Below are 21,401 nucleotides of genomic sequence, written 5' to 3' on the forward strand. Positions count from 1 at the left end.
ACTTGAGTAGCCCCCGACTCAGGCGCCCGGACCGGCGCGGACGGCATTCTGGGGGCCATGACCGCACGCTACTGCTCGCTCGCGCAGCAGCCTGCCCCCGCGTTCGCGCCGGGGCTGGCCGCCGAGCGCCTCGCCGCGCTCGTCGGCGGGCAGCGGATGTGGGTCAACGGCACCGTTCTGCACTACTGCTTCCTCGGCGGCGACACCGACTCGTCCGTCGTTCCCATGCCCGGCACCGGCCGGCCCGCGCGGGTGTCGTGGGTGGGTACCGAGGAGCAGCGGGACGTGGTGCGCGACTGCTTCCGGGAGTGGCAGGACCTCGGTATCGGACTCGGCCTCACCGAGGTCGGCGACCGCTCGGAGGCCGAGCTGCGGATCGGCTTCCAGCCCGGTGACGGGTCCTGGTCGGCGGTGGGCAAGGACGCGCTACGGGTCGGTCTGAACGACCGTACGATGAACTTCGGCTGGGACCTGACCGCGTCCGGTGAGCGCGCGACGGCCCTGCACCAGATCGGGCACGCGCTCGGCATGCTGCACGAGCACCAGAGCCCGTTCGCCGGCATCCTCTGGGACGACGAGGCCGTCTACGCCGAACTGGCTGGCCCGCCGAACCACTGGAGCCGGGAGCGGACCTTCCACAACATCCTGCGCAAGCTCCGTACGGACGAGGTCAACGGGCCGGTCTGGGACCCTCAGTCGATCATGGAGTACCCGTTTCCGTCGGGCCTGATACTGGAGCCGGAGCACTACCGCTCGGGCCTGCGTCCGCCCGGTACCCTCTCCGCCGCCGACAAGGAGTTCGCCCTGCGCTGGTACCCGCCCACCGGCCGGCCGGGACCGCTGGTGCCGTTCCGTTCGGTGCCGCTCGGGCTCGGACCGGGCGAGCAGGCCGACTTCCGGGTGGATCCGCCGGAGACCCGGGAGTACACCGTGGGCACCTTCGGTGACAGCGACGCCGTCGTCGTGATCTTCGAGGAGCGGGACGGCGTGCCCCGCTACCTCGCCGGTACGGACGACGGGGGAACCCCCGACAACGCCACGATCAGGGCCCGTTTCGTCAAGGGCCGCCGTTATGTCGTCCGGGTGCGTCTGTACTCCGCGTGGGGTGCGGGCGAGACGGCGGTCATGTGCTGGTGACCGCCGGCTGAACTCATCCGGGCCGCAAGCGGCCACAGTCCGGCGCCGGGGGCAGGCGGCCGGGACGCCACCTTCGGGGGAGGGTGGCGTCCCGGCCACGCGGCGCCCGCCGCACGGGGGACGGCGGGCGCCGCCACGGACCGGCGCGCACGCGAGGGCGGCTCCGCAGGAGGGAGCCGCCCTCGCGTGTGCGGAGCGTCCGAGCGGCCAACCTGACCGGGCGCGCTCTCTGCGACATCACAGGAAAGGCCGGTCGCGGATTTCTCCGCGACCGGCCTCGACCCACGACCTCGAAAAGTCGGGACGACAGGATTTGAACCTGCGACCCCTTGACCCCCAGTCAAGTGCGCTACCAAGCTGCGCCACGTCCCGGTGCGCGTCCCACGTCCGTGTGTCCGGTTCCGTGTGATCGCGCAGGTCAACCCTACCCCATCGGCAGGCCTGGGCCGAGTCGCGGGCCGCTGCCGGTCAAGCGGCCGGTGACGCGGCGCATCTGCCGCGCACCCGTTCCGATGATCACATCGCGAGACGGCTTTGCGCCGCGCCGTCCAGCGGGCGTTTCCTCGCACGGTGCGAACCGAACGACCCGATCACCTCCGCAACGACACCACCGGAAACGACACCACCGGCGACCGCTCCGCGCGGCGCGCCGTCACCGTCTTCCCGATCCTCGTCCTCGCGGCCGGCGCCCTCGGCCTGCTGCTCCCCGGGAGTCTCACCGGATGGAGCGAGTCGGTGCCGTACCTGCTCGGTGTCGTGATGTTCTGCATGGGCATCACCATGACGCCGGAGGACTTCCGCGGGGTCGTCAAGCGGCCCTGGGCGGTGGCTCTCGGACTGGTCGCGCACTACGTCATCATGCCGGGGCTCGGCTGGGCCGTCGCCCATCTGCTCGATCTGCCCCCGCAGCTCGCCGCCGGAGTGATTCTCGTGGGCTGCGCGCCCAGCGGCACGGCCTCCAACGTGGTGACGTACCTGGCCCGGGGTGACGTGGCCCTGTCGGTCTCCGTCGCGACCGTCTCGACGCTCGTCGCCCCGCTGGTCACCCCGCCCCTGACGCTGCTGCTGGCCGGCGAGTACCTCCCGGTCGACGCCGGGTCCATGGTCGCCGACATCCTCAAGACGGTGCTGGCGCCGGTCCTCGCGGGCCTGGCCGTACGGCTGCTGGCGGGGCGGTACGTGGAGCGGGCGCTGCCGGCGCTGCCCTGGCTGTCCGCGCTGACGATCTCGGTGATCGTGGCGGTGGTGGTGGCGGGCAGCGCCGACGCCATCAAGTCGGCCGCCGGGCTGGTGTTCGTCGCCGTGGTGCTGCACAACGGCCTCGGGCTGGCGCTCGGTTACGGTGCGGGACGCCTCGGCCGGCTCGGCGAACCGGCGAGCCGGGCCATGGCCTTCGAGGTCGGCATGCAGAACTCCGGCCTCGCGGCCTCCCTGGCCACCGCCCACTTCAGCCCGCTGGCGGCCCTGCCGGCCGCGGTGTTCTCCGTCTGGCACAACGTCTCCGGCGCCGTGACCGCGGCGTGGCTGTCACGCCGGGGGCGGTGACCCGCGGTCGGCCCGCGGCGGTGGCCCAGAGCCCGCGCCGCACGTGGGCGCCGTGCACGACGCGACGAAGTGTCCGCGGGCCCGGGCGGATACCCCACACCCTGTCGCCCCCGGTGCACCGTGCGCCCCGGTTAGCGTCACGGCATGACCCAAAGCTTCCTTGTCCATGTGCCCGACGCCGAGCTCGCACCCGAACCCCTCTCCCCCGCGCAGATCGTGTCCGGCACCCCCGAGGTGACGGGCAAGGTGGTCTGGCGGTCGGCGGACGGCCGCCAGGAACGAGGCGTCTGGCAGATCACGCCGGGCGTCGTCACCGACACCGAGGCGGACGAGATGTTCGTCGTGCTCAGCGGCTCGGCCACGATCGAGGTGGCGGACGGCCCGACGCTGAAGGTGGGGCCGGGCGACCTGGCGGTGCTGCGCGAGGGCGACCGTACGACGTGGACGGTGCACGAGACGCTGCGCAAGGCGTACGCGATCAACCTCACGTAGCCCCCTGGGCTACGCGTCGTTCACCAGTCCCGCCTCGTAGGCGACGATCGCCGCCTGCACACGGTTGCGCACCCCCAACCGGTGGAGGATCGCGCTGACGTACGCCTTGATCGTGCCCTCGACCAGATGCATGCGCCGCGCGATCTCGGCGTTCGACAGGCCGGCCCCCAGCATGCCCAGGACCTCCCGCTCACGCCCGGACAGTACGGCGACCCGCTCGCCCGAGGCGGCCGAGCGGGGTGAGGGGGCCCTGCGCAGTTCGGTCATCAGCCGGCGCGCGACCAGCGGTGAGAGACACGCGCCCCCGGCGGCCACGGCGTGCACTCCGGAGATCAGGTCGCGCGGATCGGACGCCTTGAGCAGGAACCCGGCCACCCCCTGGTCCAGGGCGCGCTCGATGTACCTGTCCTCGCCGAAGGTGGTGAGGACGATCACCGCGGTGTCCGGGTTGGTGGTCCGCAGTTCGCCCGCGGCGGCCAGGCCGTCCAGCTCCGGCATGCGGATGTCCAGCAGTGCCACGTCGGGGCGGTGTCTGCGGGCCAGTTCGACCGCCTCGCGCCCGTCGGCCGCCTCGGCGACCACCTCGATGCCGGGCTCGGTGGTCAGGATGGCGCGCACGCCGGCCCTGACGATGGTCTCGTCGTCGGCGACCAGTACGCGGATCATCCGGTCCTTCCGTGGTGGTCTCTCGGTCCGTCGTCGTCCCGGCGGGTGCCCGCCGTCGGGCTCCGTGTGCTCAGAGCGTGTCCTTGGCCACCAGGACATCATCCGTGAAGCACAACCGGTACATGGTGTCCCCGAAGTCGAGCAGGTTCTCGCTCGCCCGGTAGTACTCGCAGGTGGCGCCGGGCGGCACGAGGGGTTCCGGGATGACCGGCGGTGGCCTCCCGATCCGCCGTGCCGGGAGCAGCGGCTCCAGATCCGCGCGCGTCTCCCCGAGCCGTATGCGCGCGTAGTCCTCGGACGTGACCGACGTGGTCGTCGAGGTGGCGGCGTAGAGACCGGCGAGCAGTGCCACGATCCCCGCGCCGAGCAGCGCCGGCAGCAGCGCGGCCCGCCGGGCGTCACGGCGGAGGCGGGTCCTGGCCCGCAGCAGCGCCGACGCCGACGCGCTGCGCTCCGGCGGGGGCGCGGTGCCGGACGCGGTGCGGGGCGCGGCGCCGGACGCGGTGAAGGGCGCGGCGCCGGACGCGGTGCAGGAGGCGGCGCCGGGCACCGGTCCGGTGCCCGGTACACCGGTGGCCGGGTCCACCGTTCTCTGCGGGACCCGCGGGGTGTGCGGCAGCCGGGCGTGCACCTCGAAGCCGTCCGGCCCCGGGCCGGTCCGCAGGGTGCCGCCCGCCAGGCGGACCCGCTCGTCGAGGCCGATCAGTCCGGCACCGCTGCCCGTGGCGGACGGGCGGTCGGCTCCCCCCGGGCGCTCGTTGACGATCGTCACCACGGTCTCGTCCGGTCGGTGCAGCACCCGGACGGCGACCGGGGCGCCCGGCGCGTGCTTGGCCGCGTTGGTCAGCGCCTCCTGAACCACGCGGTAGGCGGCGAGCTCGGACGGAGAGGGCGCGGCCTCTCCCCGTCGGGTGTCCCGGCCGGAGGGTGCACCCGCCCCGGGTGGTGCGCCCTCCTCGTGGAAATCCACCGGCCCGGCCGATCGTTCGAAGCGGTCCACGAGCTGGGCGACCGACTCGTGGGCGGGCACCAGAGCGGGGGCGGTCTCCTCCCGCAACAGCCCGATCGCCTCGTGCAGCCGTTCGGTGGCGAGCGAGCAGCGCTGCCTCAACTGTCCCAGCACGTCCCGGTGTTCCTCGGAAAGGTCCTTGGAAAGTTCCAGTCCACCGGCGAGCAGGGCCATCACGCTCAGCTCGTGGCCGAGGGAGTCGTGGATCTCCTGCGCGATCCTGGCGCGCTCCTTGAGCCTGGCCTGCTCGGCGACGGCGCGCTGCCTCCACTCCAGTTGCTCGGCACGCTGCCAGCCGGCGTGGGCCAGTGCGGTGCGCTGCCGGCGCCAGTCGCCTGCCCACCACGGCAGGACGCAGGACAGGAACTGGATCATCAGCAGGCTGAGCCCGTCCTTGGCCTCGGCAAGAGCGCCGACCACGAGGAGCCCGGCCGCCGTGGCCCCGAGGAACACCGCGTGCGCGGGCCACAGCCGGGTCAGGCGGCGGCCCGCGCCCCAGCTCAGAACAGCGGCGGCCACCGCCGGCCACAGACTCGCGCCGAACCACGGGTAGAAGAGCGCGAGGAGAGCCGCGAGCAGCAGGGACGGCAACGGCGCCGTACGCCGCACCGCGACCGCGGCGGTGATGGCCAGGCACGCGGTCAGCCAGACGGCCGGGGCGGTCGCGGGCACCTCCGTGTCGAAGGCGGAGGGCAGCAGGAGCGCGAGGAGCAGGCCGTGGTCACCGAGCCGGGAGAAGGGCCGGTCGGCCCGCAGAACCCGCAGGGCCCGCTCAACCCGCGGAGCCCCCTGAACCCGCGGAGTCCGCGGAGTCCGCGGAGTCCGCAGAGTCCGCAGAGTCCGCAGAGTCCGCGTGAAGGTACCGCTTCGTCCGCGCACGGTCCGCCATCGCTGCATGCCGGCACGCTACAAGAGCGGGTACGGCCTGGGACCTGCCGAAAGTCGATGCGGTCGTTGCCGTTCGCCAGATGCTCCGGGGCCGGCGGCTCCCTAGCGTGCTCGGCATGCGTGCTGGACACGCCTCTGGAAGGAGCCACCGCACAATGATCACTTCGGACCGGCTGACCAAGCGGTACGGCGACAGGACCGCCGTGTCGGACCTCTCGTTCACGATCAACCCCGGCAAGGTCACGGGTTTCCTCGGCCCGAACGGCGCCGGCAAGTCGACCACCATGCGGATGATCGTCGGTCTCGACGCACCGACCTCGGGACAGGTACGGGTGGGCGGCCGGCGGTACCCGCAACTGCGGCACCCCCTGCGCGAGGTGGGCGCGCTGCTCGACTCCCGGGCCGGGCACCCCGGCCGCTCGGCCCACCACCATCTGCTCGGGCTGGCCCGGAGCAACGGCATCCCGTCGTCCCGGGTCGGTGAGGTCCTGGAGACCGTCGGCCTCACCGAGGTCGCGAGGAAGCGCGTCGGCTCCTTCTCCCTCGGCATGGGCCAGCGGCTCGGCATCGCCTCGGCGCTGCTCGGCGATCCGAAGGTGCTGCTCTTCGACGAGCCGGTCAACGGTCTCGACCCGGACGGCGTGCGCTGGGTGCGGGAGTTGATGCGCTCGCTGGCCGCGGAGGGCCGTACGGTCCTCGTCTCCAGCCACCTGATGAGCGAGATGCAGGAGACCGCCGACCACCTGCTGGTCATCGGCCGCGGCAGGATCCTCGCCGACGCCCCGATCGAGGAGGTCCTCGCGGGCAGCTCCCTCACCGCCGTACGCGTGCGCACCCCGGAGCCCGACGTACTGGGGCGGGAACTGCGCGGGCACGGCATGAAGGTGGAGCGGGACGCGGAGTCCGAGCCCGACGAACTCATCGTCGTCGGCGGCACCCTGAGGGAGATCGGCGACCTGGCGTTCACCCACGGCGTCCCGGTCCATGAACTGACCCTGCGCAAGGCCAGCCTGGAACAGGCGTACATGGAACTCACCGCCGCCAGCGTGGAGTACGGCTCGCCCGTACTTTCCCAGGTCATCGACGCCACCCGGCACGAGAGGGCGTGACCCGGCATGACGACAGTGACGACAGTGACGACAGCCGCTCCTCCCCGGCTCACGGGTCCCGTGCGGGGCGGCGGGTTCAGGGGCGCCGTCGCGTTCGAGTGGACGAAGCTCTGGAGCGTCCGGGCCACCTGGTGGAACCTCGCCGTCGGCCTGCTGCTCACCGTGGGCTTCGCCGCGATGGTGGGCGCGTCCGCCGACGCCAGCGCGAAGAAGGGCATCGACGTCGCCGTGCCGGCGCCGCACCACGCCTCGCAGGCCTTCCTCATCTCCCAGTTGACCGTGGTGGTGCTCGCCACCCTTGCCCTCACCGGCGAGTACTCCAGCGGTTCCATCCGCACCACGCTGCAGGGCGTGCCGGCCCGCGGCCGGATGCTCGGATCCAAGACACTGGTCGTCCTGGCGGTCGCGGCCGCCGCCGGCAGCGTCTTCAGCGTGCTGGGGACCCTGGTCGCCGCCCCGTTGATGAGAGGACACGGCGACTACACGGGCGGCCAGATGCTCGGCAGCGCGCTCGGCGCCGGCGTGTACCTCGCGCTTCTCGCGGTGATGTCCGTCGGCCTCGGCACGGTACTGCGCAGTGCCGCGGGAACCATCACGACCCTCATCATGGTGCTGCTCGCACTGCCGCAACTGATGGGCGTCGTCGGCGCCCGGTGGCTGGAGACCGCCGCCGACTTCATGCCGAGTGTCGCCGGCACCGTGCTGCTGACCCAGGACCACGATCCCTACGGCGGCGGCACCGCGCTGCTGGTCCTGCTGCTGTGGTCGCTCGCCTGCTACGCGGCCGGGACCGTCGTACTGCGCCGCCGCGACGCCTAGCGCGATCCGGCGACCGCTCACCTCGGCGCGTTTGTCCTGTCAAAAGGTTGACATGATGCCGCTGCTCCGCCCAGGGTGGGCGGGACAGAGCAGGGACGGTCCGAAGAGGGGCTTTCATGGTGGACGCGCTGGGTGTCGCCGTCGTCGGTTTCGGCTGGATGGGCCGGGTGCACACCCAGGCGTACGCCCGTGTCCGGCACCACTACCCGCAGCTCGCCCTGCGCCCGGAGCTGGTGACGGTCGCCGAGGAGGTGCCGGGGCGGGCGGAGGAGGCCGCCGCGCAGTTCGGATTCGTGTCGACGACCCGGGACTGGCGCGACGTGGCCGCCGACCCGCGGGTGGGGGCGGTCAGCATCACCGCCCCGAACTTCCTGCACCGCGAGATCGCCGTCGCGATGGCCGAGGCCGGCAAGCACATCTGGATCGAGAAGCCGGTCGGCCTGACCTCCGGGGACGCTCGTGCGGTGGCGGACGCGGTCGCCAAGGCCGGTGTCCAGGGCGCGGTGGGCTTCAACTACCGCAACGCCCCGGCCGTCGAGACCGCCCGCGAGCTGGTCGCGTCGGGGGAGATCGGCGCCGTGACGCACGCCCGGATCCGCCTCTTCAGTGACTACGCGGCCCATCCGGAATCCGCGCTGACCTGGCGCTTCGAGCGGGAGCGCGGCGGCAGCGGGGTGCTCGGGGACCTGGCCTCGCACGGCGCCGACCTGGCCCGCTTCCTCCTCGGCGACATCGCGTCGCTGACCGCGGACACGGCGGTGTTCCTGCCCGAGCGGGCCCGTCCGACCGCCGCCACCGCCGGTCACTCCCGGGCCGCGGGCGGCGTACCGGGCCCGGTCGAGAACGAGGACTACGTGAGCTGTCTGCTGCGCTTCGCCTCCGGCGCCCGCGGTGTCCTGGAGGCCTGCCGGGTCTCGGTCGGCGAGCAGAACAACTACGGCTTCGAGGTGCACGGCACCAAGGGCGCGGTGTTCTGGGACTTCCGCCGGATGAACGAACTGGGCGTCAGCCGCGGCACGTCGTACCAGGACCAGCCGGTCAGCACCGTCTACGTCGGTCCCGCGCACGGCGAGTTCGCCGCCTTCCAGCCGGGTGCCGCGAACGCCATGGGCTACGACGACCTCAAGGTGGTGGAGGCCCACCGCTTCCTGCGCTCGATCGCGGAGGGCACCCCGCACGGCGCCACGCTGCCGGACGCGGTGCACAGCGCCGTCGTCCTGGACGCGATGACGCGGTCGGCCGAGCACGGCACCTGGGTCGAGGTCCGGCGGGAGGAGTGAGGGCAGGACGGTCGCGGGAACACCCGCGGCAGGACCGCCGGAACCTGCCCCGCACCGGTTGACGCTCGCGCCGCGTCCCCGGTCCCCACACCCCCAGGCCCGGCGATCGTGCGGCGGGCGGTGCGCGAGGGGCGGACACCGGAGGCAAGGCGCGAGGAACTGCGGACCGGCCGGAAACGGCGAGAGAGCCGAGGGATGTGGCAGGCGGGGTCACGGGCTCGGTGATCGACTGGGACCAGCACGTTCTCGGTGGCCTCGACCGAGCACCGACCACGGCAACCACGCACAAGGAGCAGCGAAGAACATGCGTATCGGAATCCTGGGCCTCGGCCGCATCGGAGCGTTCCACGCCGAGACCCTCTCCGGTCTCGACGCCGTCGACTCAATGGTCGTCGCCGACCCGTTCGCGGACGCCGCGAAGACGGCCGCCGAGCGGTTCGGCGCCGAGGTCGCGGACTCGCCCGGGGCGATGCTGGCCGCCGGGGTGGACGGGGTGGTGGTCGCGGCGGCGACCGACGCCCACCCGGGGCTGATCCTGGCCGCCGTCGAGGCAGGCGTCCCCGTCTTCTGCGAGAAGCCCGTCGCCCGCACCATGGCGGAGGGTGTCGAGGTGCTCAAGGCGGTCGCGGGTCATGACGTGCCGGTCCAGATCGGCTACAACCGCCGCTTCGACGCCGGATTCGTCGCGGCACGGGCGGCGGTGCAGGGGGGCGAGCTCGGCGCGCTGCACACCGTGCGGTCGACCACGCTGGACCCCGCGCCGCCGCCCGCCGCGTACATCGCCGCGTCCGGGGGCATCTTCCGTGACTGCTCGGTGCACGACTTCGACATCATCCGCTGGGTGACGGGACGCGAGGTGACCGAGGTGTACGCCGTCGGCGGCAACCGCGGGGCCGGCTTCATCAAGGACGCGGGCGACGCCGACACCACCGGGGCGATCCTCACCCTGGACGACGGCACCATCGCCGTGGTCTCCAACAGCCGCCACAACGCGCGTGGTTACGACGTCCGCATGGAGATCCACGGTTTCGCGGACTCCATCGCCGTCGGTCTGGAGGACCAACTGCCGCTGCGCTCGGTCGAGCCCGGCGTGACCTTCCCGGGCGGCACCCCGCACGACTTCTTCATGGACCGCTTCACCGCCGCCTACCGCGCCGAGCTCACCGCGTTCACCGAGGTCGTCGCCGGTGCCCGGCCGTCCCCCTGCACGATCGAGGACGCGCTGGAGGCGGGCTGGATCGCCGAGGCGTGCACCCTGTCCCTGCACGAGCACCGCCCGGTGACGGTGGCGGAGGTACGGCGGGGCTGAGCCCGGTGACGGTGGCGGAGGCACGGCGGGGCTGAGCCCGGCGGACGGATCGGCGGGCCGCGCGGTCAGCTCGCCGGCTCGCTGATGTTCACCATCCAGGGGACGCCGAACCGGTCCGTGCACATGCCGAAGACGTCGCCCCACATCTGCTTCTCCAGCGGCACGGCGACGGAGCCGCCGGCGGACAGCTTCTCCCAGTAGCCGCGCAGCTCTGCCTCGTCATCGCCGCTGAGGCTCACCGAGAAGTTGTTTCCCGGGCTGTGCTCCATGCCGGGCGGGGTGTCGGCGCCCATCAGGGTGAACCCGCTCGGCGTCTCCAGCATGCCGTGCATGATCTTGTCGGCCTGGGGGGCGTCGGACTCGCCGACCGCACCGAAGGTGTTCAGCGCCAGGGTGCCGCCGAACACCTGCTCGTAGAACTCCATCGCCTGTCGGGCGTCGCCGTCGAAGCTGAGGTAGGGGTTGAGACGTGAGGTCATGACTGCCTCCGGAACGGACGAATTGCCAGTGCTGTGCACGCTAGCGCGCACCACTGACAACGGCCCGCCGAGTGGCGCGCCGGCGGGACCCCGTCCCGCCGGCGCGGTCGGCCTCGGGTCTGAGGCGTCTAAGGCGTCTGACGCGCCTGACGCGCCTGACGCGTCTCAGAGTCCCACGCCTCTCGGACGCCGCAGATGACGCCTCATGCGCCGCAGGAGCGCAGGAACCTGCGCGTCCTGACGGCGATGGGCAGGGGCTTGTCGGGCTCGCAGGGGTACATGTCCTGCTCGACGATGGCGAACAGGTCCACGCCCAGCTTCTGGGCCGCCGTGAGCACCGGACCCAGCTCGGGCACGCCGGCGGGCGGTTCGCACATCACCCCGCGCTGCACGGCCGGCCCGAACGGCACCCCGCCCGCCCGCACCTCGGCGAGGATCTCCGGGTCGACCTGCTTGAGGTGCAGGTAGCCGATGCGCTCGCCGTAGGTCTCGATCAGCTTGACGCTGTCGCCGCCGCAGTAGGCGTAGTGCCCGGTGTCCAGGCAGAGGCCGACGAGGTCGGAGTCGGTGGCGTCGAGGAAGCGCTCGACGTGCTCCTCGGTGTCGATGTGGGTGTCGGCGTGCGGGTGGACGACGATGTCCAGCCCGTAGGCCTCCCGCACCTCGTGCCCGAGGCGTTCCATGCCCTTGGTCAGGTGCGCCCACTGCTCACCGGTCAGCTCCGGCGGCTCCAGGATCTCGGCGGTCTTGTCGTCGCGCCAGAAGGACGGGATGACGACGAGGTGCTTCGCGTCCATCGCCTGGGTGAGGGCGGCGACGCGGCTGACCTGCTCCCAGGTGGCGTCCCATTCGGAGGGGCCGCGGTGCAGGCCGCAGAAGATGGTGCCCGCGGAGACCTTGAGGCCGCGCCGGGTCACCTCGTCGGTGAGCCGGGCCGGGTCGGTGGGGAGGTAGCCGTAGGGGCCCAGTTCGATCCACTCGTAGCCGGCCCCGGTGACCTCGTCGAGGAAGCGTTCCCAGGGCACCTGCCGGGGGTCGTCGGGGAACCAGACGCCCCAGGAGTCGGGGGCCGAGCCGACGCGGATGCGGTCGAGGGCAGCGGGCATGTCAGGCCTTCCCTTCGGCGGTGCCGGGTGCGTCGGCGCCGGGCTCGGCGGGGTCACAGGCGGCGCTTGCGGAGACGGCGGTGCGGGCCGCCGCGGGGCCGACGGCGCCGGCCTTCGCGGGGCCGGGCGCGGGAGCCCCCGGCTCGTCTTCCGGCAGTGCCTCCACGTCCACCCCGCCGACCTGCGCCAGCTCGTGCTTGAGGGCGGCGAGTTCGGCGCCGCCCGCCATGTGGTTGGTGAGTTCCCCGAGGGTGATGTCGGCGCGCGCGGCGCTGAGTTCGAGGGTGCCCAGGCGCAGCACGCTGAAGTGGTCGCCGACCATGTAGGCGTGGTGCGGGTTGTGGGTGATGAAGATGACGCCGAGGCCGCGTTCGCGGGCGGCGGCGACGTACTTGAGGACCACGCCGGACTGCTTGACGCCGAGGGCGGCGGTGGGCTCGTCGAGGATGAGGACACGGGCGCCGAAGTAGACGGCGCGGGCGATGGCGACGCACTGGCGCTGGCCGCCGGAGAGCGTGCCGATGGGCTGCTCCAGGTCGTCCAGGACGATGCCCATGTTGCGCAGTTCCTCGTCGGCCGTCTTCTTCATGCGGGCGATGTCGAGGCGGCGCACGGGCCAGGGGCCCTTGGTCATCTCGGAGCCGAGGAAGAAGTTGCGCCACACCGGCATCAGGGGCACGGTGGCGAGATCCTGGTAGACGGTGGCGATGCCCCGGGCCAGGGCGTCGCGGGGGGTGTTGAAGCGCACGGTCTCGCCGTCGACGAGGAACTCGCCCTCGGTGTGCTGGTGCAGCCCTGAGATGATCTTGATGAGGGTGGACTTGCCGGCGCCGTTGTCACCGAGTACGCAGGTGACCCGGCCGGGGTGGACGGCGAGGTCGACGCCGTGCAGGGCGCGGATGTTGCCGTAGGCCTTGCCGGCGCCGCGCAGTTGGACGATCGGCCGGTCGGCCTCGGGGGCGGTGTCCGCGAGGACGGCCCCGTGGGTGCCGGCGGTCTTGCTGGTCATTTCCGATCACCTCCGGGTCGCCGCGCGGCGGACCCACAGATTGATGAGGACGGCGCCGAGGAGCATCACGCCGAGGAAGGCCTTGAACCAGTCCGGGTTCCAGCCGGCGAAGACGATGCCCTGGTTCACCATGCCGAACATGAAGGCGCCGAAGACCGGGCCGATGGCGGAGCCGTAGCCGCCGGTGAGCAGGCAGCCGCCGATCACGGCCGCGGCGATGTAGATGAGCTCCTGGCCGACGCCCTCGCCGGACTGCACGGTGTTGAAGGAGAAGAGCTGGTGCATGCCGACGAACCAGGCGCCGAAGCCGACCAGCATGAACAGCGAGATCTTGGTGAAGGTGACGGGGACGCCGACCGCGCGGGCGCTGTCCTTGTTGCCGCCGACCGCGAAGATCCAGTTGCCGTACTTGGTGCGCAGCAGCACCCAGGTGGCCAGGGCGGCGAAGACCAGCCACCACACGACCGTGATCTTCACCTGGACGCCGCCGACGTCGAAGGACGAGGCGAAGAGCGCCTTGGCCTGCTCGAAGCCGTCCATGTCGCTGATGTCGTCGGTGGCGACGTTGCCGGTGACGAGCTTGGTGACCGCGAGATTGACGCCCTGGAGGATCAGGAAGGTCCCGAGCGTCACCAGGAAGCTCGGCAGGCCGGTCTTCACCAGTACCCAGCCGTTGAACGCGCCGACCGCGAGGGAGACCACGAGGGCGACGATCACGCCCGCCCAGACGTTCATGGTGAGCTGGTAGCTCAGCATGCTCGCGGTGAGCGCCGAGGTGACCACGGCGACACCTGCCGACAGGTCGAACTCGCCGCCGATCATCAGCAGGGCGACCGGCAGCGCCATGATGCCGATGGTGGACGACTGGTACAGGACCGTCGCCATGGAGCCGCCCTCGCGGACCGCGGGGGCGGCGATCAGGAAGAAGACGAACACGGCGACGGCGCCGAGGAAGACCCCGACCTCGGGCCGGGCGAGCAGCCGCAGCGCCAGGGAGCGCTGCCGGGTCCGTCCGTCGGCCTGCCCCGGGCCGGGGGCCGGCGGTGTGCTCACCGCCGGCTCAGCCTGTTGGGTCACGCTCATCACCGGGTGCCCTTCGCGGCGAACTCGGCGACGGCCTTCACGTTGGACTTGTCGACGAAGGCCGGGCCGGTCAGCACCGGCTGCTCACCGCCGCCGCTGTAGTTGCCGTTGTTCTTGTAGAGCCACAGGCCGTCGACGGCCAGGTAGCCCTGGAGGTAGGGCTGCTGGTCGACGGCGAACTCGATGTCGCCCTTCTCGATGGCGCCGGTCAGCTCCTTGTTGAGGTCGAAGGTGGCGACCTTCGCCTTGCTGCCGGTCTCCTCGACCGACTGCACGGCGGTCATGGCGAACGGGGCGCCGAGCGTGACGAGGTGGTCGATGGAGTCGTCCTGCTTGAGCTTGGCGGTGACGGTCGACTTCACCGAGGGCATGTCGGTGCCGTTGACGTAGAGGTTCTCGATCGAGCCCTCGAAGGTCTTCTTCACGCCGTCGCAGCGCTGGGTGAGGCCGACGTTGCCCTGCTCGTGGATGACGCAGACGGCCTTCTTGGCGCCGTCCTCGTTCAGCCGCTTGCCGAGCGCCTCGCCGGCCACGGTCTCGTCCTGGCCGAAGAACTCCATCAGGCCGAGCTTCTTCCAGTCCGCCAGACCGGAGTTGAGCCCGACCACGGGTATGCCGGCCTTCTCCGCCTTGCCGAGGACGCTCCGGAGGGCGTCCGGCTTGGCGAGGGTGACGGCGATGCCGTCGACCTTCTGGTCGATCGCGTTCTGCACCAGGTTCGCCTGGTCGCCCGCGTTCGGGTTGGCGGAGTAGACGAGCTTGATGTTGTCCTTGGCGGCGGCGGCCTCGGCGCCCTTGCGGACGATGTCCCAGAAGGTGTCACCGGCGGCCTGGTGCGTGACCAGGGCGACCGTCATGCGGGGGGTGTTCGCCTTGCCCGCGGAGGCACCCGAGCCCCCTTCCTCGTCGGCCTTCTTGCCCCCGGAGCTGCTGGAGCAGCCGGCGAGGGTCAGGGCCGCGGCGGCGGCGAGGGCCAACGCGGGGGCGAATCCGCGGGAGCGGGCGTGCGAAGAGCGGTCCATCTTTCCTGCACCTCACTGTGGGACTGTGCGACGGGGAGCCGTGTGCCAGACCAGAGAAGAACGGCTGTTGCGCTGGGACCGGATACAAGTCCTTGGGACGTCCGCTGTCAATACTTTGTTAAGACATCATTTCACAAGCAGGTCCGAATGTAAGTACAAAGTATTGACATGGTCGGCCGGGAGTCATACACCTGGGAGGCGGCAGGCCCCCGCCCAGCCCGAGGAGCGTCGCACATGGCCGAGTCAGTCCCGCATTTCGATCTGATCACGATGGGCCGCATCGGGGTCGATCTCTATCCTTTGCAGACGGGTGTACCCCTGGCGGAGGTTGAGACCTTCGGCAAGTTTCTCGGCGGTTCGGCCGCCAACGTGGCGGTCGCCGCCGCGCGTCTCGGCCGCGCCACGGCCGTCGTCACCCGCACGGGCGACGACCCGTTCGGCGGCTACCTGCACGGGGCGCTGAAGGAGTTCGGTGTCGACGACCGCTGGGTCACCCCGGTCGCCGCGTATCCGACGCCCGTCACCTTCTGCGAGATCTTCCCGCCGGACGACTTCCCGCTCTACTTCTACCGCCGCCCCAAGGCCCCCGACCTGGAGATCCATCCGGAGGAGCTGGACCTCGACGCGATCCGCGCGGCCGCCGTCTTCTGGATCACCGGCACCGGGCTGAGCGAGGAACCGAGCCGTACCGCGACCCTGGCCGCCCTGGCCCACCGTGCCAAGGCCGGCACCACGGTCTTCGACCTCGACTGGCGCCCCATGTTCTGGACCGACCCCGGCCAGGCCCGCCCGTACTACGCGCAGGCGCTGCGGCACGCGACCGTCGCGGTCGGCAACCTCGACGAGTGCGAGATCGCCACGGGCCTGCGCGAGCCGCGCGCCTGCGCCGACGCGCTGCTGGCGGCCGGCGTGGAACTGGCCGTCGTCAAGCAGGGCCCGAGGGGCGTCCTCGCCGTGCACCGCGACGGCCGGAGTGCCGAGGTTCCGCCGGTGCCGGTCGAGGTGGTCAACGGGCTCGGCGCGGGCGACGCGTTCGGCGGCTCGCTCTGCCACGGGCTGCTCTCCGGCTGGGACCTCGAGCGGACCATGCGGTACGCCAACGCGGCCGGCGCCCTCGTCGCCTCCCGTCTCGCCTGTTCCTCCGCGATGCCCACCGTGGCGGAGGTCGACGACCTCCTCGCGCGAGCCACTCCCTGAACGGAGCTTCGTCTTGTCCCTCAGCATCCCCGACCTCACCGCGGTCAGAGCCCGGCACCCGGAGGCGATCGCCGAGGCGGCGGCCCGCCGGGTACGCCGACCGCTGATCGGCGACTCCGGCCGCCTGATGATCGTGGCCGCCGACCATCCGGCGCGCGGCGCGCTCGGCGTCGGCGACCGTCGGCTCGCCATGGCCAACCGGGCCGACCTGCTGGAACGCCTGTGCACCGCACTGTCGCGGCCCGGCGTCGACGGGGTACTCGCCACCGCCGACGTGCTGGAGGACCTGCTGCTGCTCGGGGTGCTGGAGAACAAGGTCGTCATGGGCTCGATGAACCGCGGCGGCCTCGCGGGCGCCGCCTTCGAGATGGACGACCGGTTCACCGGCCACCGCGCCGAGGACATCGCCCGCCTGCGCTTCGACGCGGGCAAGCTGCTGCTGCGCATCGACTACGACGACCCCGGTTCGCTGACGACGATGGAGTCCACCGCCCGCGCGGTCGACGCCATGGCCGCGCACGGACTGCCCGTCTTCGTCGAGCCGTTCATCTCCCGCCGCGCCGAGGGCCGGGTCCGCAACGACCTGTCCGCCGAGGCCGTCACCCGGTCCGTGGCCATCGCCTCGGGCCTGGGCGGCACCTCCGCCTACACCTGGCTGAAACTGCCCGTCACCCACGACCCGGACGACATGGGCGAGGTACTGGAGACCTCCACACTGCCCGCCGTCCTGCTCGGCGGTGACATAGGGGGCTCCCCCGCGGACCAGGCCGCCGCCTACGAACGCTGGCGCAAGGCGCTGCGGCTGCCCACCGTGCAGGGCCTGGTCGTCGGCCGCTCGCTGCTCTACCCGGCCGAGGGCAGCGTGGAGCAGGCGGTGGACACGGCCGTCGGACTGCTGTGACCGACCAGGAGACGACGAGAGAGGACGAGGGGATGACGTACCACCTTCCGGCGGGCAAGGCGGCAAACGGCGCCCATGCCGTGGACGTGACGCCCGAGAGCGCCGGCTGGGGCCACTCCGCCCTGCGCGTGCTCCGGCTGCCGCCCGGCGGCAGCCACACCTTCGACAGCGGCGACAGCGAGTGGATCGTCCTCCCGCTCAGCGGCGGCTGCACCGTCGCCACGGCCGACGACTTCGGTCGGGAGACCTTCGAACTCGCGGGCCGCACGGACGTGTTCAGCGGCGTCAGCGACTTCGCGTATGTGCCGCGCGACGCCCGGACGACCGTGACCTCCCACGGCGGCGGCCGTTTCGCCCTCACCGGCGCCCGCTGCACCCGCCGTCTGCCCGCCCGTTACGGCCCGGCGTCGTCGGTGCCGGTGGAGCTGCGCGGCACGGGGAACTGCTCCCGCCAGGTCAACAACTTCGGGGCCGCCGGGGTCTTCGAGTGCGACAAGCTCATCGCGGTCGAGGTCATCACCCCGGGCGGCAACTGGTCCTCCTTCCCACCGCACAAGCACGACGAGCACCGCCCCGGCCAGGAGTCGGTGCTGGAGGAGATCTACTACTTCGAGTTCGCGGACCACGACGGCACCCCCGGCCTCGGCTACCAGCGGGTCTCCCCGTCCGGGCAGGGGCGGGGCACGGACGTGCTGGCCGAGGTGCGCGACGGCGACGTGGTCCTCATCCCCGACGGCTGGCACGGGCCGTCGATGGCCGTCCCCGGCCACGACATGTACTACCTCAACGTCATGGCCGGCCCGGAGGCCGAACGCGCCTGGCTGATCTGCGACCACCCCGACCACGCCTGGATCCGCGACACCTGGCCCGAGCAGCCGGTCGACTCCCGGCTGCCCCTCTACACCGCACCGGAGAGGTCCGCATGAGCGCCGCCGCCACCCGCCGACTTACCACCGCCCAGGCCCTGGTGCGCTTCCTGGCCGCCCAGTACACCGAACGCGACGGCGTACGGCACCGCCTCATCGCGGGCACCTGGGGCATCTTCGGCCACGGCAACGTGGCCGGCCTCGGTCAGGCCCTCGTCGAGTACGCCGACCTCATGCCGTACCACCAGGGACGCAACGAACAGGCCATGGTCCACGCCGCCGTCGGCCACGCCCGCCAGCTCAACCGCCTGTCCGCGCAGGCCGTCACGACGTCCATCGGCCCCGGCGCCACCAACCTGGTCACCGGCGCCGCCCTCGCCACGATCAACCGTCTGCCGGTGCTCCTCCTGCCCGGCGACTACTTCGCCTCGCACGCCGCCGACCCGCTGCTCCAGCAGTTGGAGCACCCGGTCGAGGCGGACGTGTCCGTCAACGACACCCTGCGCCCCGTCTCCCGGTACTTCGACCGCGTCACCCGCCCCGAGGCCCTCGTCGCCTCCGCGCTCCAGGCGATGCGCGTGCTCACGGACCCGGCCGAGACCGGGGCGGTCACCCTCGCGCTCCCGCAGGACGTGCAGGCCGAGGCGTACGACTGGCCGGAGGAGTTCTTCGCCGACCGCGTCTGGCGGGTGCGGCGCCCGGCACCCGACCCGGTGGAGCTGACCGAGGCGGCGCGGGCGATCCGCGCGGCCGGGCGTCCGCTGATCGTCGCGGGCGGCGGCGTCCACCACAGCGAGGCGGAAGACGCCCTCAAGGCCCTGGTGGACGCCACCGGCATCCCGGTCGCCGCCACCCAGGCCGGCAAGGGCGCGCTGCGTCACGACCACCCGGCCGACCTCGGCGGCATCGGCCACACCGGCACCGCCGTCAGCGACGACCTCGCCCGCACCGCCGACCTGGTGATCGGCGTCGGCACCCGGTACACGGACTTCACCACGGCGTCCGGCACCCTCTTCCAGCACCCGGGCGTCCGCTTCCTGAACCTGAACATCACCGCCTTCGACGCCCACAAGCTCGCCGCCCGCACGCTGGTCTGCGACGCTCGGACGGGGCTCACGGCGCTGACCGGGGCGCTGTCCGGCCACCGGGTGGACGCGTCGTACGAGGCCGAGTACCGCGCCGGCAAGGCCCGTTGGGACGAGACGGTCGAGGCCGCCTACCGCGCCGACGACGACAGTGCGGTGCCGACCCAGACACAGGTGCTGGGCGCGCTCGACGCGGTCGTCGGCGACCAGGACGTGGTGATCAACGCGGCCGGCTCGCTCCCCGGCGACCTGCACAAACTCTGGCGGGCCCGCTCCCCCCGCCAGTACCACCTGGAGTACGGCTACTCCTGCATGGGCTACGAGATCCCGGCCGCGCTGGGCGTCCAGCAGGCCGCGCCCGGCAGGAGCGTGTGGGCGCTGGTCGGTGACGGCACCTATCTGATGAACCCGACCGAGATCGTCACCGCCGTCCAGGAGAACCTGCCGGTCAAGCTGATCCTGGTCCAGAACCACGGCTACGCGTCCATCGGCGGCCTGTCCGAGTCGGTGGGCGCCGAGCGCTTCGGCACCGACTACCGCCACCGCGCCGCCGACGGCACCTTCACCGGCGCCCCGCTCCCCGTCGACCTCGCCGCCAACGCGGCCAGCCTCGGTATGGACGTACTGCGCGCCAAGACGGTGCGCGAGTTGCGCGAGGCGCTGGTGACGGCCCGCGCGGCGACCCGCCCCACCTGTGTCCACGTGGAGACCGCCCCGGCGGCCACTCCCCCGGCGGCGGCCTGGTGGGACGTGCCGGTGGCCGAGGTGTCCGCCCGCGAGGCCGCCACCGGCGCCCGCGCGGAGTACGAACGCGCCGTCGCCGACCGCCGCCGCCACCTCTGACACGCCGTCATCTACGTAAGGGAGGTACGTCCATGGCGAAGTCCGGCGACCCCGCACGTGCCGTGACCGCCCCCGCGCTCAGCACCCTGGACTTCGCCCTGGACCGGGGCAGTCCCGTGCCGCTGTACTACCAGCTCGCCCAGCAGTTGGAGGCGGCTATAGAGAACGGTGCCCTCGCCCCGGGCAACCTGCTGGGCAACGAGGTCGACCTCTCCGTCCGCCTCGGCCTGTCCCGCCCCACCGTCCGCCAGGCCATCCAGTCCCTGGTCGACAAGGGACTCCTGGTCCGGCGGCGCGGGGTCGGCACGCAGGTCGTGCACAGCCAGGTCAAGCGCCCCCTGGAGCTGAGCAGCCTCTACGACGACCTGGAGGCGGCCGGACAGGGCCCCTCGACGCGGGTGGTGCGCAACGAGGGCGTGCCGGCCTCCACCTGCGTGGCGGCCGCCCTCGGCGTCCCGGAGGGCGGCGAGGTCACCGTCCTGGAACGGCTGCGCCTCACCCACGGCCAGCCGGTGGCGCTGCTGTGCAACTACCTGCCGACGGCCCTGCTCGATCTGGACCGCGCCCGGCTTGAGTCGACCGGCCTGTACCGGATGATGCGCGCCTGCGGCATCACCCTGCACAGCGCCCGCCAGACCGTGGGCGCCCGCTCGGCCACCCGGGAGGAGGCGGACCGCCTGGACGAGGAGGAAGGCGCCGCACTGCTGACCATGCAGCGCACGGCGTACGACGACACCGGGCGGCCGGTCGAGTTCGGGACGCACATATACCGCGCGTCCCGGTACGCGTTCGACTTCCAACTGCTGGTCAGGAGTTAGGTGCCGTCCCGCAGCGGCCGGCGGGCCCGGAACAGGGTGTGCCCCACGTCGCCCTCCGGCACGTACTCCTCGTGTTCCACGGTCAGCCCGGCCTCGGTGATCCACTCCCGGTATCCGGCGGCGTCCGTGTGGCTCCACCACATGGGGGCGCCGCCACCGAGCCAGTCCTCCGCGACGCCGGTCCAGGCGCCGTGCCCGGCGGTGGCGACGAACCGGCCTCCGGGACGCAGCCGGCCGGCGATCCGGCGCAGCAGCGGGGGCTGTTCGGTCAGCGGGAGGTGGATGAGGGCGTAAAGCAGACCACCGCGTCGAAGGAGCCGGGTTCGAAGCCGACGTCCGAGAGGTCGGCGCGGTGGAACACGGCGCCGGGCACCCGCTCGCGCGCCCGGCGGATCTGCACCTCGCTGATGTCCACGCCGGTGACCGGGTGCCCGGCGTCCGTCAGCGTCCGGGCGACGGGCACTCCGCCTCCGCAGCCGAGGTCCAGGACCGGGCCGCCGGCCGGGAGCCGCCGGCGCAGGTCGTCGAGCCAGGGCCCGTACTTGGTGCCGCTGCCGTACGCCTCGTCGTAGCGCGCCGCCACGGCGTCGTATCCGCGCCGCACGATGTCCTTCGGGTTCCCGGTGCCCACGCTCGGCGACGCTAGCCAGTTGGGACGGGACCGGGCCAGCGCTTTTTGGGGTGAGTGGGACGTGGCCGGCCGGGCCGCGGGCCGCAGCGCCGGCCGAGACGGCCGAC

21 protein-coding genes and 1 tRNA gene are annotated in these 21,401 nt (G+C 72.3%); 12 read left to right on the forward strand and 10 right to left on the reverse strand.

The annotated features are described in order from the left end of the window. Window positions 1-57: 57 nt before the first annotated feature. Window positions 58-1,137, forward strand: a complete 1,080-nt coding sequence (gene absR1 / locus B1H29_RS05085; RefSeq protein ID WP_055419069.1) for a beta-glucuronidase AbsR1 — start codon at window positions 58-60, stop codon at window positions 1,135-1,137. 298 nt (window positions 1,138-1,435) lie between these two features. On the opposite strand, the gene B1H29_RS05090 is transcribed toward absR1, so the two are convergent. Then, a tRNA-Pro gene (locus tag B1H29_RS05090) sits at window positions 1,436-1,509 on the reverse strand. Between the two features lie 198 nt (window positions 1,510-1,707). Between B1H29_RS05090 and B1H29_RS05095 the strand changes: the two genes are divergently transcribed. Both B1H29_RS05095 and B1H29_RS05100 read left to right on the forward strand, forming a co-directional pair. After that, entirely contained in the window at window positions 1,708-2,682 is a 975-nt protein-coding gene (locus B1H29_RS05095; RefSeq protein WP_055419919.1) for a bile acid:sodium symporter family protein, read from the forward strand. A gap of 144 nt (window positions 2,683-2,826) precedes the next feature. Next, window positions 2,827-3,174 (forward strand): cupin domain-containing protein, encoded by a 348-nt coding sequence (locus B1H29_RS05100; RefSeq protein WP_055419070.1) that lies wholly within the window; start codon window positions 2,827-2,829, stop codon window positions 3,172-3,174. A gap of 9 nt (window positions 3,175-3,183) precedes the next feature. On the opposite strand, the gene B1H29_RS05105 is transcribed toward B1H29_RS05100, so the two are convergent. Both B1H29_RS05105 and B1H29_RS05110 read right to left on the reverse strand, forming a co-directional pair. After that, on the reverse strand, window positions 3,184-3,840 hold the full coding sequence (locus B1H29_RS05105; RefSeq protein ID WP_055419071.1) for a response regulator: 657 nt from the start codon (window positions 3,838-3,840) through the stop codon (window positions 3,184-3,186). 70 nt (window positions 3,841-3,910) lie between these two features. Beyond that, complete coding sequence (locus tag B1H29_RS05110) at window positions 3,911-5,746, reverse strand: sensor histidine kinase (protein WP_079160038.1); 1,836 nt, start codon at window positions 5,744-5,746, stop codon at window positions 3,911-3,913. A gap of 146 nt (window positions 5,747-5,892) precedes the next feature. Here B1H29_RS05110 and B1H29_RS05115 point away from each other — a divergent pair, with 146 nt between their 5' ends. The 4 genes from B1H29_RS05115 to B1H29_RS05130 all read left to right on the forward strand — a co-directional run bounded on the left by B1H29_RS05115 (window position 5,893) and on the right by B1H29_RS05130 (window position 10,254). After that, entirely contained in the window at window positions 5,893-6,846 is a 954-nt protein-coding gene (locus B1H29_RS05115; protein ID WP_055419072.1) for an ATP-binding cassette domain-containing protein, read from the forward strand. A 24-nt stretch (window positions 6,847-6,870) separates the two neighbouring features. Beyond that, window positions 6,871-7,665 carry an ABC transporter permease subunit gene (locus tag B1H29_RS05120; RefSeq protein WP_055419073.1) on the forward strand — a complete coding sequence of 265 codons (795 nt, stop codon included), beginning with the start codon at window positions 6,871-6,873 and terminating at the stop codon, window positions 7,663-7,665. 116 nt (window positions 7,666-7,781) lie between these two features. Then, a complete protein-coding gene (locus B1H29_RS05125; RefSeq protein ID WP_055419074.1) occupies window positions 7,782-8,945 on the forward strand; it encodes a Gfo/Idh/MocA family protein in 1,164 nt (387 codons plus the stop codon). Window positions 8,946-9,249: 304 nt separating this feature from the next. After that, window positions 9,250-10,254 (forward strand): Gfo/Idh/MocA family protein, encoded by a 1,005-nt coding sequence (locus tag B1H29_RS05130; protein ID WP_055419075.1) that lies wholly within the window; start codon window positions 9,250-9,252, stop codon window positions 10,252-10,254. A 65-nt stretch (window positions 10,255-10,319) separates the two neighbouring features. On the opposite strand, the gene B1H29_RS05135 is transcribed toward B1H29_RS05130, so the two are convergent. The 5 genes from B1H29_RS05135 to B1H29_RS05155 form a co-directional block, all read right to left on the reverse strand. Next, window positions 10,320-10,733, reverse strand: a complete 414-nt coding sequence (locus tag B1H29_RS05135; protein ID WP_055419076.1) for a VOC family protein — start codon at window positions 10,731-10,733, stop codon at window positions 10,320-10,322. Between the two features lie 203 nt (window positions 10,734-10,936). Next, window positions 10,937-11,839, reverse strand: a complete 903-nt coding sequence (locus B1H29_RS05140) for a sugar phosphate isomerase/epimerase family protein (protein ID WP_055419077.1) — start codon at window positions 11,837-11,839, stop codon at window positions 10,937-10,939. A 1-nt stretch (window position 11,840) separates the two neighbouring features. Then, on the reverse strand, window positions 11,841-12,848 hold the full coding sequence (locus B1H29_RS05145) for an ATP-binding cassette domain-containing protein (RefSeq protein WP_055419078.1): 1,008 nt from the start codon (window positions 12,846-12,848) through the stop codon (window positions 11,841-11,843). Between the two features lie 6 nt (window positions 12,849-12,854). Further along, the gene (locus B1H29_RS05150; RefSeq protein ID WP_055419079.1) at window positions 12,855-13,931 is read right to left on the reverse strand and encodes an ABC transporter permease; all 1,077 of its coding nucleotides are present in this window, start codon (window positions 13,929-13,931) and stop codon (window positions 12,855-12,857) included. Further along, on the reverse strand, window positions 13,931-14,953 hold the full coding sequence (locus B1H29_RS05155) for a sugar ABC transporter substrate-binding protein (RefSeq protein ID WP_055419080.1): 1,023 nt from the start codon (window positions 14,951-14,953) through the stop codon (window positions 13,931-13,933). Before B1H29_RS05155 ends, B1H29_RS05150 begins: the two co-directional genes overlap by 1 nt. A 234-nt stretch (window positions 14,954-15,187) precedes the next feature. Between B1H29_RS05155 and iolC the strand changes: the two genes are divergently transcribed. The 5 genes from iolC to B1H29_RS05180 are packed head-to-tail and all read left to right on the forward strand — an operon-like array spanning window position 15,188 to window position 20,663. Then, window positions 15,188-16,150: a 5-dehydro-2-deoxygluconokinase gene (iolC, locus tag B1H29_RS05160; RefSeq protein ID WP_055419081.1), complete on the forward strand. Its 963-nt coding sequence runs from the start codon at window positions 15,188-15,190 to the stop codon at window positions 16,148-16,150. Between the two features lie 13 nt (window positions 16,151-16,163). Beyond that, window positions 16,164-17,051 (forward strand): Cgl0159 family (beta/alpha)8-fold protein, encoded by an 888-nt coding sequence (locus B1H29_RS05165; protein WP_055419082.1) that lies wholly within the window; start codon window positions 16,164-16,166, stop codon window positions 17,049-17,051. Window positions 17,052-17,083: 32 nt separating this feature from the next. Continuing rightward, the gene (gene iolB / locus B1H29_RS05170) at window positions 17,084-17,977 is read left to right on the forward strand and encodes a 5-deoxy-glucuronate isomerase (protein ID WP_055419921.1); all 894 of its coding nucleotides are present in this window, start codon (window positions 17,084-17,086) and stop codon (window positions 17,975-17,977) included. Further along, window positions 17,974-19,845 carry a 3D-(3,5/4)-trihydroxycyclohexane-1,2-dione acylhydrolase (decyclizing) gene (iolD, locus tag B1H29_RS05175; RefSeq protein WP_055419083.1) on the forward strand — a complete coding sequence of 624 codons (1,872 nt, stop codon included), beginning with the start codon at window positions 17,974-17,976 and terminating at the stop codon, window positions 19,843-19,845. The genes iolB and iolD overlap by 4 nt, the downstream gene beginning before the upstream one ends. Window positions 19,846-19,877: 32 nt before the next feature. Beyond that, window positions 19,878-20,663 carry a GntR family transcriptional regulator gene (locus B1H29_RS05180; protein ID WP_055419084.1) on the forward strand — a complete coding sequence of 262 codons (786 nt, stop codon included), beginning with the start codon at window positions 19,878-19,880 and terminating at the stop codon, window positions 20,661-20,663. Here the strand turns inward: B1H29_RS05180 and B1H29_RS39165 are convergent. After that, a complete protein-coding gene (locus tag B1H29_RS39165; protein WP_234393055.1) occupies window positions 20,660-20,806 on the reverse strand; it encodes a hypothetical protein in 147 nt (48 codons plus the stop codon). The genes B1H29_RS05180 and B1H29_RS39165 overlap by 4 nt on opposite strands. A gap of 125 nt (window positions 20,807-20,931) precedes the next feature. Then, the gene (locus B1H29_RS39170; RefSeq protein WP_234393056.1) at window positions 20,932-21,294 is read right to left on the reverse strand and encodes a class I SAM-dependent methyltransferase; all 363 of its coding nucleotides are present in this window, start codon (window positions 21,292-21,294) and stop codon (window positions 20,932-20,934) included. Window positions 21,295-21,401: the final 107 nt, after the last annotated feature.

Source organism: Streptomyces pactum (genome assembly GCF_002005225.1).
Classification (GTDB): domain Bacteria; phylum Actinomycetota; class Actinomycetes; order Streptomycetales; family Streptomycetaceae; genus Streptomyces; species Streptomyces pactum_A.